Here is a 12,335-nt window from a genome sequence, read left to right on the forward strand (position 1 = left end):
AACGTATCTCTTATAGTATACCATAAAATAAACCATTCGTATTATAAAAAAAGAGGCAGCGCGTATGGGCTACCTCTTACTCTTATTTCACGTCTTCTGTTTCGTCAAAGTCTTCAAACTTAACAGAAGCAAGTTTTGAGACCCCAGATTCTTGCATCGTTACTCCATACAATACATCTGCCTCTTCCATCGTACCACGACGGTGCGTAATCACGATGAATTGCGTACGATTTGTAAACTCTTTTAAGTAACGACCGTAACGCGCTACGTTTGCCTCATCCAGTGCTGCTTCAACCTCATCGAGTAAGCAGAACGGAACTGGCTTCACTTCTAAGATTGCAAATAGTAATGCAATTGCCGTAAAGGCACGTTCTCCCCCAGAAAGTAAGCTGAGTGATTGCAGTTTCTTGCCGGGTGGTTGAGCAATAATCTCAATTCCTGTTTCCAATAAGTTATCCGGATCTGTCAACTCAAGAGTTGCACGTCCACCACCAAATAAGCGTGGGAATGTGCGCTCAAATTGAGTACTTACCGCATCAAATGTTGTCTTAAAGCGAGTGGTTACTTCCTCGTCCATTTCTGTAATCGTTTCTTCCAGGGTTTGTTTTGCTTCTAGTAAATCTTGTTGTTGTGCTGTTAAGAATGTGAAACGTTCTTGCACTGCTTCAAACTCTTCAATCGCTAACAAGTTTACAGCACCCATTTGTTCGATTTGTTGTTTTAGGCTACGAACGAGTTTCGAAGCTTCTTCAATCGACATATCAAGTGTTGTTTTTGCAATCGCTGCTTCAAACGTTAACTCGTATTCTTCGCTCAAGTACGTCAATTTTTGGTCAATCGAAATTTCAAAACGATTCGCTTTTGTTTCTAAACGAGTCTGATTCTTCAACTGATCTTGTAATTGATGTTGCGCTTGAGTGCGGGATGCTTCTGATTGTTTTACATGAATTTCAAGAACTGCACGCTCATCACGTAACTCTTTAATCAATGCATCTAATTCATCGACTTCGCCTTTTAACGCGTCAAATTCTTCTTGGATTTTAGCGTAAATTGCCTCATCTTCCTCTTGGTTACGAGACTGTTCCGATTTCTTAGAATGTAATAATTCAATTTGATCTTCTAAACGAGTTTTTTGAAGTTTCGTTTGATGAATTTCACGTTTTTCTTGGTTAAATTGCTCTTGTACACGAGCACGATTTGTACCAAGTTCTTGCAATTCTTTTTGTTTTTCTTGAATTTGTTGAGTTTTATCTTCATTCGATAATTGAAGGTAATCCAATTCTTTTTTCAAGGATGCATTTGCTTTTTGAAGAGCCACTAATTTCTCATGGTTTTCAACGTATTGTTCTTCCAATTGCTCATATGCTTCAATGAGTTCATCCATTTCAAATTGGTTTGCTTGTTGAATACGTTCGTGTTTTTGAACTTCTTCAAGCGCAAATCTTGATTGGAATTCTAGTTGGTTGAGGGTTTGTTCCAATTGAGTATGACTCGCATTTAATTCGCGATACTCTTCTTCTAGCTTGTTCTTTTCAGCTGTCACTTTTTGGAACTGTGCTGACAATTTTTCATATTCAGTCTTTGCTTCTTCAAATTGCTTCGTAACAGTTTCTAATTGGCTATTACGACGTACAAGAGATTGTTGTCCAGAGTTCTTAGAAGCTCCCCCCGTCATCGAACCGCCCGCGTTTACGACATCCCCTTCAAGTGACACAATACGATAGCGATAACCAAGTTGTTTTGCTAATAATTGCGATACTTGTAAGTTGGTCGTCACAAGAGTTGTTCCAAGTAAGTTTTTGATAATAGAAGCATATTTTTGTTCTGTTGACACAAGTTGACTTGCGATACCAATAAAGCCGTCCACTTTTTTAGCTTGATTCATAACTGCGTCAGGTACTTGTTTTTCTTTAATAATCGATAATGGTAAGAATGTTGCACGTCCTAGACGATTCGTTTTCAAATACGTAATCGCTTTGGCAGCAGCCTTCTCGTCTGTTACAACGATATGTTGGCTCGTCGCTCCTAGCGCGATATCGATGGCTGTCGTTAATTTCTCATCCACACGAATAAGTTCTGCTACGGAATTGACAACACCTGGTAAATCCGATTTATGCTTTAGAACTTCACGAACGCCTTGATAGTAACCAGCATAATCTTCAGATACTTGTTTCAAGCTTCGAACGGTTGCTTGTAATTGTTGAAGATGACGTTCCTTTTCTATCCCTTCATTAGAAAGAATAGAGTGTTGCTCATTGATTTTTGATAATTTTTCTTTTAGAGCTAGAATCTGTTTTTCAGAACTTGCTTTTTCTTTTGTGAGTTCTTCAATTTTTTCAACGAATTGATTTGCTTTTTCTTCTAAAGCTCTGTGTTCTTCATCAAAGGAATCAAAACGTTCTGTCATTTTCTCTTGAGTGTTTTGGTTTACTTCCATAGACTTCTCAAGGTTCTTCTCTTGGTTGAGTAAGCGTGAGATTTCTTGTAATTGCTCAATATAACGATTTTGAAGCTCTTTAACGCTTTCCTCGTTACTTTGACTTAATTGGTCTAATTCTTGGACTAATTGGCTCCAAGCCTCTTCTACGTTCTTTAATTCAACCTTACGTTCTACTTGATTCTTTTCAAGAAAAGCTAATTTTTCTTCCACTTCTTCTAACTCACGAAGAGCAGCAGCTAGTGCTTCTTGATTTTCTTCATCACTACGTTCCGCAAATTGACGACGTTGTTCAAAGACTTTACGTTGACCATCCAATTGTTCGACTTTTTGGATTAATTCTACGTATTCTTCTTGCTTTGCATCAAGTTCTTCATTACGGGCTTCAAGTTTTACTTGATTTTCCTCGATGTCCAATTGAAGACTTTCTAAAGTTGCTTCTGTTTGCGCTAATTGCTCTTGCAGTTGCTCTACTTCCTGAAGGGCTACTTTCCACTGAGCATTCAACGTTTCGATTTCGACTGCTAAAAGAGCGGTTTCCACATCTTCTAGCTGTTCTTTCTTAGAAACGTAAGCAATCGCCTTTTCACGTTGCTCTTCCAGTGGTGCTAATTGACCTTCAATTTCGTGAAGAATATCTTCTACACGATTCAAGTGGTCTTGTGTTTGATTCAATTTACGTTGCGCTTGATTTTTACGGTCTTTGTATTTTAATACTCCAGCCGCTTCTTCGATAATCATTCGACGTTCTTCAGGCTTTTCATTAAAAATTTGCTCAACCTTCCCTTGAGAAATCAAAGCAAACGAGTCTTTCCCTAAACCTGAGTCCATCATTAAGTCCGTAATGTCTTTTAAACGTACTGGTTTCTTGTTAATTAAGAAATCACTTGTCCCATTACGATTCAAACGACGCGTTAACACAACTTGTGTTTGATCGGTTGCCAACACTTTGTCTTCGTTGTTGATATATAGATTAACTTCAGCAATATTCACTGGTTTTCTAGTTTGAGAACCTGCGAAAATGACATCATCCATCCGTTTTCCACGTAAACTCTTAGCCGATTGTTCCCCAAGAACCCACTTAATCGCTTCAGAAAGATTGGACTTTCCACTACCATTAGGTCCTACAACCGCAGTCACGCCTTTGTCGAATTCAATTGTTGTCTTATCGGCAAATGATTTAAATCCCGACATTTCAATTTTTTCTAATTGCATGCTTTAATCCTTTCTTTCTATGAAAGCGAACTCTTTGCTAGTTCTTCCATAGTCAATTTTGCGGCCATTTGCTCGGCTGCTTTCTTCGTCTTGCCGCTCGCAGTCTTGTATTTTTTTCCATCCACAATTAATTGAACAGTAAAAATTTTATCGTGCGAAGGCCCTTCTTCTTTAACTAATTCATAACGGATGTGTACCGGACCATTTTGTTGCAAGTATTCTTGTAAATCTGTTTTGAAATCAGTAATTAGTTCATATCGTCCATTCTTAATTTTAGGAATAACGACTAGATTAAGAAAACGTTGAACCTCGTTCACTCCTTTATCAAGATAAAGAGCGCCGATAAAGGCCTCGAATACGTCACATAGAATAGCTGGCTTCTCACGTCCACCGCTCAGCGTTTCTCCTTTTCCAAGCAGCAAATACTCATTCAAAAAACATTCCTTCGCAAGCACAGATAAGCTATCCTCGCAAACGATTTGAGCTCGTAGTTTCGTTAATTGTCCTTCTTGGAAGTGAGGAAATTGTCGAAAGAGCCAATCAGAAATTGTTAATTCTAAAACAGCATCTCCTAGAAACTCAATACGCTCGTTATAGATTCCCTTCATCTCTTTATGCTCATTGGCATACGAAGAGTGAGTCATCGCTTCCATAAGCAATGCCTCGTTCTTAAATGAAATATCGAACTTCTCTTTTAAAATTTTTGAGAGTGTTTGTATCTCCTTCATGATGGCCTCCTGAAAAAATCCTTATCTTTAACATTATACGAGTTTTAGGGTTGGATTACAAATGTACTCCACAATAAAACGGCTTGATTAATAGGTTCAAGCCGCTTTATGAATATTATTTACGATAGCCTTTGACACAATATTGATTTTTTTCTTCGTCATAATTTAATGATTCTACGAGGGTACGTTGTTGAAGCTGATTTAACTCTTTCGTCTCCGTCACTTCTAACCATTCTTCATAGTATGTCATTTGTGTTTTGACTTGTTCTTTTAAAAATTCTTTTAACCGTTCAATATCCGCATCATTGACTGCAGATATTTGAATAGAAGGATAAAGATTCGGTTGAAATTCACCTTCAATCAAATCTGTCTTATTATAGACTGTTACCATCGGAATTTCTTGCATTTCCAAATCGTTCACTAAATCCGTAACCGTCTTTTCATGTAGGGAGAACTGGGAATTTGACGCATCCACCACATGCACTAATAAATCGACATCTGCACTTTCTTCAAGCGTCGATTCAAAAGCATGAATCAATGTAGTTGGCAGTTCTTGGATAAATCCTACCGTATCCGTTAAAGTCACTTCAAAGTTTGGGAACAAGTCCACCTGTCTGGTTAATGGATCCAATGTCGCAAACAATTGATCCATTTGATATGCGCCTGCCTGTGTTAATTGATTTAAAATCGTTGACTTTCCAGCGTTCGTATATCCGATTAATCCAATCTGGAACCCGTTTGAACTCTTTCTTTTCTCACGTGAACGTTCACGGTGTTTCTTGATTTGTTCTAACTGTTCCTCAATGTCTTGTATTTGCTTACGAATATAACGTCTATCTGTTTCTAAGCGAGTTTCCCCAGGACCACGAGTACCGATTCCCCCACCTTGACGAGATAAACCTTCACGTTGTCCTGAAAGACGAGGGAGCAAGTAGTTTAATTGCGCGAGCTGTACTTGAAGTTTCCCTTCTTTAGAACGAGCACGCATTGCAAAAATATCGAGAATCAATTGCACACGGTCAATAATACGACAATTAATCGTTTCATTGAGATTTTTCACCATCGACCCTGTGAGCGATTGATAAAATACAACAAGATCCACTTCTAGTTCATCGACTAGATGACTGATTTCTTCCACTTTTCCTTTTCCAACAAGCGTACGTCCGCTAATCGACTCCCGTTTTTGAGTCACAGTAGCAACAACTTCCCCCATCGCTGTATCGACTAACTGCGCAAGCTCTTGGTTCGCATATGCAAAATCCTCATCCGTTTGCGTCGTTTGTACGCTTACGATTAATACGCGTTCTCTTTGTTCCATTCTATCCCTCCTCTACAAAAGCTGATAGTTCTTCTAGTAGTTCTTCTTTATCTGCTGGATGCTCTAATAAATTCACCCAACGAATTTGTGGGAGACGGTTTCTAAACCACGTTAATTGACGTTTTGCGTATCGTCTTGAATTCTGTTGAATGGTCGCAATAATCCCCTCACGCGACTGCTCTCCTTCAAAATACGGAATCCATTCCTTATATCCAATCCCACTAATCGATTGGATATCTAAGCCTTTTGATTTTTCGTATAAATCTCTAGCCTCTTCTTCCAGGCCAGCCTGGGACATCAGTTCTACACGCAAATTAATGCGCTCATAAAGAAGCGCTCGGTCTGTATTTAATCCAATCACAAACGCATCATAGTGCGGCGTCTTTTGAATTTTTAAGCTGGAAAACTTCTTACCTGTTGCATGAATGACTTCTAGCGCACGAATCACGCGTCTAGGATTATTCACCGAAATCTTCGCAGCGGCTTCTGGATCTACTGCATTTAATTCATTCCAAAGAACTTCAGAACCTTTTTCTTCTAGCTCTTTTTCTTTTAGTAAACGATAATCCGGATTATTCGAGCCTTCGCCGCTATAATGGAATCCATATAAGAGTCCTTCAATATAGAGTCCTGTTCCACCAACGATAATCGGTAGCTTCCCACGACTCGTAATCTCTTTAATAGCTGCTTCTGCCTTCTCTTTAAAGTCACTTGCAGTAAAAAGTTCATCCCACTCACAAATATCTAGCAGGTGGTGAGGAACGCCTTCTTTTTCTTCCTCGGTAACTTTTGCTGTCCCAATATCAAGCCCCTTATACACTTGAAGCGAGTCTCCATTAATGATTTCGCCATTGAAGTGTTTTGCAAGTTCGATACTGAGAGCTGTTTTTCCTACCGCAGTTGGACCCACGATAATCATAATTTTTGGTAGCTTATCGCTCATAATTCTCCTTTAATTGCAACGCCTTTTGCGGATAATCCGTAAAAATGGCTTCAATGTTTAGTTCAAAGCAACGGTTGATGTCTGCATCTTCATTCACTGTCCATACACGTAAAGGCAACTGATTCGTATTCCATTCAATCGTCCAATCAAGCAACTTCAAATCAGGATGATACGATTCTTTTTCAAGCATAGCATCCCCTTTATTCGCCCACTCGACTGACTCAAACAGAAGTCCAATTTCTTGATCTGAATTCATTTTTTTGAGTTCTACAAGTGTATATGGATTAAAGCTAGAATAGACGATTGAAAACGGCCAAGTCTGGGTACCTTGCAGTGCAAGACATTTCTCAACTAGACCTTCATATTGAATAATATCTGTTTTTAGCTCGATATTTAATTGTCCGTTAAAGTTCAATTCTTTTAATAAATGAAGGACTTCTTCCAGTGTTGGAATCTTCTCACCAGCAAAATCGTTCTTAAACCAACTTCCTGCATCCATTGCTTTAATTTCTACTAGCGTTAAGTTTCTGATTTCACCAGTACTATTGGTTGTACGGTCAACCGTTTCATCGTGAATCACGACTAACTGTCCATCCTTTGTTAAATGGACATCGAGTTCAATACCGTCACTACCGACACGTACCGCTTCTCTAAAAGATGCGAGTGTGTTTTCTGGATGAGTCCCTTTACTTCCTCTATGTGCAAAGATTTTTGTCATTTGCGTTCACCTTCTGCTCGTGTATCATTTTCTTGTTTAATCGCGTTTGAAATTTGTAATAATTCTTTTGCATTTTCAAGTGTTAATGCTGTAATCGTCGTACCTGAGAGCATACGTGCTATTTCTTCTGTGCGTTCTTCTGTATCCATCACTTTCAGAATCGTATGCGTACGTTCACCTTCTTCAACTTTCTCAATATGAATATGCGTATCCGACATACTTGCCACTTGTGGTAAATGCGTAATACTCAAGACTTGAGCGTATTCTGAAATATAGTGCATCTTCGAAGCAATCGCCTGCGCCACACGTCCGCTGACACCTGTATCCACTTCGTCAAAAATAATCGTTCCAACAAGTTGTTCTTTTGTGAAGATAGATTTCATCGCTAAGGTAATACGAGATAACTCCCCACCTGAGACAATCTTGCTAAGAGGCTTCAACGGTTCCCCTTTATTCGTCGAAATGTAAAACTCAACGATATCAATCCCGGTTTCGAGTAAGCTATCTGAAGTTTCAAATTGAATGGCAAATTGCGCATTCTCCATGTAGAGACCGTGTAATTCGCTCACAATATCTGCTTCTAAGCGTTTAGCCACTTCACGACGAATACTTGAAATCTTCTTGGAAATCTCAAATGCTTCAAGAGTGGCCTGCTTCAACACTTTTTCAGTTTCAGCGATTAAAGCCTCTTTATTTTCAATCTTATTCAAAGCGTCTCTTGCTTTATCTTGGAAGGCCAGAATTTCTTCTGCATCATCCCCATATTTACGTTTTAATTGATAGTAAACATCAAGACGCTCTTCAATAAAAGCAAGGCGTTCTTCATCAAATTCTGCATTTTCGATTTCATGACGAATCGCACTTGCAGCATCTTGCAGTTGATAGTAAGCCTCGCTCATTTGAGTAGAAAGTGCCTTAAAGTTTGTTGAAATGGACTCCAAGCTTTCCACTTCACGTGTCGCTTCACCGATGGCATCAACGCTTGAATATTCTTCCCCTTCAAGGGCAGCAAGAGCTGTTTGAAGTGCGGTTTGGATTTTTTGGAAGTGCGTGAAGTATTCTTTTTCTTCGCTTAACTGCTCTTCTTCACCCACATAAATATTGGCTTCTTCGATTTCTTGAAGCTGAAATTTCAATAGATCCACACGTTGTGCGTCTTCTTTTTCTGCTGTCTGTAGGGCTCTTAGTTCTTGTTTAGCTGCTACGACTTTTGAATAAATTTCATCGTACTCCAACACCAATGGGCCCATTTGATGGTGTGCGAATTCATCTAAAAGCCCTAAATGTTTCTCTTCATTTAATAATAAGAAGTGCTCATTTTGGCCATGGATATCGATTAAGTAAGGTCCGATTTGTTTGAGGACCGATACTGTAGCTAACTGTCCATTAATACGACAGTTTGATTTTCCATTTTGCAATAATTCACGTTGAATCATTAATTCATCTTCAACGACTTCAACCCCGAATTCTTGCAGCTTTTCAACAACAGCTGGATCCTCAATTCGGAATACCCCTTGAATCAAGGATTTTTCTTCACCATAACGAATCATTTCAAGCGATGCACGTTCACCAATTAATAGGCCCACCGCATCAATAATAATCGATTTCCCAGCGCCCGTTTCCCCAGTTAAAACCGTCATCCCTTTTTCAAACGTACACTGAACTTCTTCGATAATGGCAAAATTCTTAATATAAATCTCTTGAATCAAGTTCGTCACCCTTTACTTTTTTAATCGTTGCGCTTCTTTAACCGTCTGACGCGAGAGTTCTTCAAACGAATGAACCTCACTTGGTGTTGTATTTTTTAAATGCGCTAAAAATTCAATATTTCCACTTCCACCAGTGATTGGTGAATACGTTACTTTTTCGACAGTAAATCCGATTTGTTCACTGAAGCTTAAAATATCCACTAATACATCCTCATGGACTTTTGGATCGCTAACAATTCCTTTTTTCCCGATACGTTCACGACCTGCTTCGAATTGTGGTTTAATCAATACAAGCACGTCTCCGCCTTCTTTTAGAATCGGTTTTAATGGCGGTAAAATCAGTTTCAACGAGATAAACGACACGTCGATGGATGCTACATCCGGTTGCCCTTTTGTGAAATCATCTGGAGTTGCGAAACGAAAATTCATACGTTCCATAACAACGACACGTTCATCTTGGCGAAGTTTATAATCTAATTGGTTATACCCCACATCGAGCGCATAACTTTGTTTGGCGCCATTTTGTAAGGCCGCATCTGTAAAACCACCCGTAGAAGCCCCGATGTCTAATAAAATCTTTCCATCGACACTGACATCAAATTCTTTTAAGGCTTTTTCTAATTTCAAGCCGCCACGAGAGACATATTTTAATGGTTCGCCTTTAATCATCAATGAACTCGTCACAGGAATTTTTTCCCCTGGTTTATCGTATCGGTTATGATTCACTGCATCCACAATCTGTCCTGCCATAACAAGACGTTTTGCTTTTTCTCTAGAATCCGTCAACCCTTGTTGGACGATCAGAATATCCACACGTTCTTTTTCCATTTTTTACTCCTATATTTCTAAATACGTTAAAAACTCAATGAGAAGAGCCTTTGTTTGTTCGTTCTCTAAAGTATCATCTACTTCATCCAAAGCACTCTTACAAAAGGCAATTTCAGTTGAAAGGGCTTCTTTTGCGCCTTCTACTCCTAAGAGACTCGGATACGTATTTTTACTTAATTCTGAATCCTTACCTGTTTCTTTCCCAGTTTGTTTACTTGTCCAACATACATCTTGTAAGTCGTTTTGAATTTGGAATGCTAGGCCAAAGTGTGTTGCATAAGAAACAAAAGCTTCTTTCATCTTCGCATCATCGACAAAAAGATTCCCAAGACGAACAGCCGCTAGTAGTAACTCGCCTGTTTTCTCACGATGGATTTCTTTCATTTGTTCGAGAGTAATCGTCACTTCTTCACTAGCAATATCTTTCATTTGGCCAGAAATCATGCCGCTCATACCAGAAGCACTCGATAAAATCTTCACGGCTTCTACTAACTGACTCGCATCTAAGTTAGTATTTGAAGCCACTTCGAATGCTAATGTCAGTAATGCATCGCCTGCTAAAATCGCAGTGGCTTCATCAAACGCCTTATGCACGGTTGGACGACCGCGACGTAAATCATCATCGTCCATTCCAGGTAAGTCATCGTGAATAAGGGAATACGTATGAATCACCTCTAGAGCACATGCTAAGTCTAACACTGCTTCATTGCTCGCCGTTCCAGCAAAACCAACTGCAAGCGTTAAGAGAGGTCTAATACGTTTCCCACCCGACTGTACCGCATAAAGCATGGCTTCTTTCAAGCGAGCTTCTGTTGGTCTTTCTTCAATAAGCTTTGTTAAGTGATTGGCTACGTCTTGTTGAAGTTGTTGAATGACAGCCTTAACCATAGGACTATGCCTCTTTTCCTTCTGCATTCACTGTAATCATTGCTCGAACAGTTTCTTCTGCTTTTGTTAATGTTTCATTACAAAATTGACTAAGTTCCATTCCTTCTTTAAATTTATCTAATGCTTCATCAAGTGGAACATTTCCACTTTCCAATTGTCTAACGATTTGTTCTAATGCAGACATTGCTTCTTCAAATTTTAATGTTTTCTTCGCCATTATAAACTCTCCTTGTTCTTTTCATTAACGGTCGCATTTACAAGACCATCACTTAAACGAATCTCTATTTCTTCATTGTTTTCAATTTGTTCTACCGAATTTACGATTGTTCCATTTTTAAACACAATACCATATCCACGTGTCATGATTTTTAATGGGCTGAGTAAATCTAATTTCTCTACTAATTGTTGGAACCTAATTTGCTTATCCTGCAAGTAGTTTTGATTGCTATCAAGTAATTGCTTTTGCAACCATTCGAGTTTTTGCTTTTGTTGAATTAATAATTGTTCTGGAGACACTAATTGCAGACGGTGCGTAATTTGCATCGATTGTTGTCTTGCCAGGTGGAGTTTTTGTTGCATTCCTTGTAACAACTTCAATCGCAATTGATCCACTTGCTGTGAATAGACTTCATACATCCGCTCTGGTTTTACAAAAATACCAGACTTCTCTAGCTTACTTAATAACTCTTTTCGAGTATTCAACTGATTGAGCATCGTTGTTTGTAAGCGACCAGTCAAGTTTCCAAGTGTTAAATGGATATCATTGAGTACCGGCGTTGCAAGCTCTGCTGCGGCAGTCGGTGTTGCTGCACGTTGGTCAGCTGCAAAGTCTGTCAAGGTCGTATCTGTTTCATGCCCCACACTTGAAATGATTGGGCGGGAAAATGAAGCGACACGTCTTACAACCGGTTCTTCGTTAAATGCCCATAAATCTTCGATGGAACCTCCACCACGACCAATGATAACCACATCTGCATCCGATTGTTCTACTAAGTCTAAGTTTTTAAGAATGCTTGGAACCGCGTGTACTCCTTGTACCACGGTTGGATATAACACGAGCTGTGCGATTGGAAAACGGCGAGCAACTGTTGTTTGAATATCTCTAATAACGGCACCTGTATCACTCGTTAAAATCGCAATTTTCTTTGGAAATACAGGAATTGGTTTCTTCGGTCCAGAAAAAACTCCTTCTTCAGTTAATTTTTTCTTCAACTGTTCATAGGCTTGATAAAGAGCCCCTACACCATCTGGTTCCATGTGCTCGATAATCATTTGGTATTTACCAGATTTCTCATAGACCGTAACACGACCAATCACAAGAACTTTCATTCCTTCTTCAGGTTGGAATTGAATTTTCTTATAAGCGCCTTGGAACATGGTCGCAGCGATAATGGCATTTTCATCCTTCAAGTTGAAATACTTATGCACACTATTTTTATTAAAGTTTGAAATTTCTCCCGTCAAATAAACACGGTCTAAGTGCGGATCACGGTCAAATTTAGTTTTAATATACTTCGTCAACGCGGTGACGGTTAAGTATTCTTGTTCCAT

10 protein-coding genes are annotated in these 12,335 nt (G+C 39.1%); all 10 read right to left on the reverse strand.

What is annotated here, in order from left to right:
* Window positions 1-82: 82 nt before the first annotated feature.
* Window positions 83-3,652 carry a chromosome segregation protein SMC gene (gene smc, locus ACO5V7_RS03785; RefSeq protein WP_485485114.1) on the reverse strand — a complete coding sequence of 1,190 codons (3,570 nt, stop codon included), beginning with the start codon at window positions 3,650-3,652 and terminating at the stop codon, window positions 83-85.
* A gap of 17 nt (window positions 3,653-3,669) precedes the next feature.
* Window positions 3,670-4,380 carry a ribonuclease III gene (gene rnc / locus ACO5V7_RS03790; RefSeq protein ID WP_485485115.1) on the reverse strand — a complete coding sequence of 237 codons (711 nt, stop codon included), beginning with the start codon at window positions 4,378-4,380 and terminating at the stop codon, window positions 3,670-3,672.
* Window positions 4,381-4,495: 115 nt separating this feature from the next.
* Complete coding sequence (gene hflX, locus ACO5V7_RS03795) at window positions 4,496-5,698, reverse strand: GTPase HflX (RefSeq protein WP_485485116.1); 1,203 nt, start codon at window positions 5,696-5,698, stop codon at window positions 4,496-4,498.
* A 1-nt stretch (window position 5,699) separates the two neighbouring features.
* Window positions 5,700-6,641, reverse strand: a complete 942-nt coding sequence (gene miaA / locus ACO5V7_RS03800) for a tRNA (adenosine(37)-N6)-dimethylallyltransferase MiaA (RefSeq protein WP_485485117.1) — start codon at window positions 6,639-6,641, stop codon at window positions 5,700-5,702.
* Window positions 6,631-7,359, reverse strand: a complete 729-nt coding sequence (locus tag ACO5V7_RS03805) for a glycerophosphodiester phosphodiesterase (RefSeq protein ID WP_485485118.1) — start codon at window positions 7,357-7,359, stop codon at window positions 6,631-6,633. The genes miaA and ACO5V7_RS03805 overlap by 11 nt, the downstream gene beginning before the upstream one ends.
* Window positions 7,356-9,077, reverse strand: a complete 1,722-nt coding sequence (gene recN / locus ACO5V7_RS03810; protein ID WP_485485119.1) for a DNA repair protein RecN — start codon at window positions 9,075-9,077, stop codon at window positions 7,356-7,358. Before recN ends, ACO5V7_RS03805 begins: the two co-directional genes overlap by 4 nt.
* Before the next feature lie 3 nt (window positions 9,078-9,080).
* The gene (locus ACO5V7_RS03815) at window positions 9,081-9,896 is read right to left on the reverse strand and encodes a TlyA family RNA methyltransferase (RefSeq protein WP_485485120.1); all 816 of its coding nucleotides are present in this window, start codon (window positions 9,894-9,896) and stop codon (window positions 9,081-9,083) included.
* 9 nt (window positions 9,897-9,905) lie between these two features.
* Window positions 9,906-10,784 carry a polyprenyl synthetase family protein gene (locus tag ACO5V7_RS03820; RefSeq protein ID WP_485485121.1) on the reverse strand — a complete coding sequence of 293 codons (879 nt, stop codon included), beginning with the start codon at window positions 10,782-10,784 and terminating at the stop codon, window positions 9,906-9,908.
* A gap of 4 nt (window positions 10,785-10,788) precedes the next feature.
* Window positions 10,789-11,001 (reverse strand): exodeoxyribonuclease VII small subunit, encoded by a 213-nt coding sequence (gene xseB, locus ACO5V7_RS03825; RefSeq protein ID WP_005605298.1) that lies wholly within the window; start codon window positions 10,999-11,001, stop codon window positions 10,789-10,791.
* A complete protein-coding gene (xseA, locus tag ACO5V7_RS03830; RefSeq protein WP_485485122.1) occupies window positions 11,001-12,335 on the reverse strand; it encodes an exodeoxyribonuclease VII large subunit in 1,335 nt (444 codons plus the stop codon). The genes xseB and xseA overlap by 1 nt, the downstream gene beginning before the upstream one ends.

The organism is Granulicatella sp. (assembly GCF_057274575.1).

Excerpts from the sequence above, each read along its gene's own strand:
- smc (WP_485485114.1), bottom strand. The coding sequence starts at position 3,652 with ATGCAATTAGAAAAAATTGAAATGTCGGGATTTAAATCATTTGCCGAT.
- rnc (WP_485485115.1), bottom strand. The coding sequence starts at position 4,380 with ATGAAGGAGATACAAACACTCTCAAAAATTTTAAAAGAGAAGTTCGAT.
- hflX (WP_485485116.1), bottom strand. The coding sequence starts at position 5,698 with ATGGAACAAAGAGAACGCGTATTAATCGTAAGCGTACAAACGACGCAA.
- miaA (WP_485485117.1), bottom strand. The coding sequence starts at position 6,641 with ATGAGCGATAAGCTACCAAAAATTATGATTATCGTGGGTCCAACTGCG.
- ACO5V7_RS03805 (WP_485485118.1), bottom strand. The coding sequence starts at position 7,359 with ATGACAAAAATCTTTGCACATAGAGGAAGTAAAGGGACTCATCCAGAA.
- ACO5V7_RS03815 (WP_485485120.1), bottom strand. The coding sequence starts at position 9,896 with ATGGAAAAAGAACGTGTGGATATTCTGATCGTCCAACAAGGGTTGACG.
- ACO5V7_RS03820 (WP_485485121.1), bottom strand. The coding sequence starts at position 10,784 with ATGGTTAAGGCTGTCATTCAACAACTTCAACAAGACGTAGCCAATCAC.
- xseB (WP_005605298.1), bottom strand. The coding sequence starts at position 11,001 with ATGGCGAAGAAAACATTAAAATTTGAAGAAGCAATGTCTGCATTAGAA.
- xseA (WP_485485122.1), bottom strand. The coding sequence starts at position 12,335 with ATGGAACAAGAATACTTAACCGTCACCGCGTTGACGAAGTATATTAAA.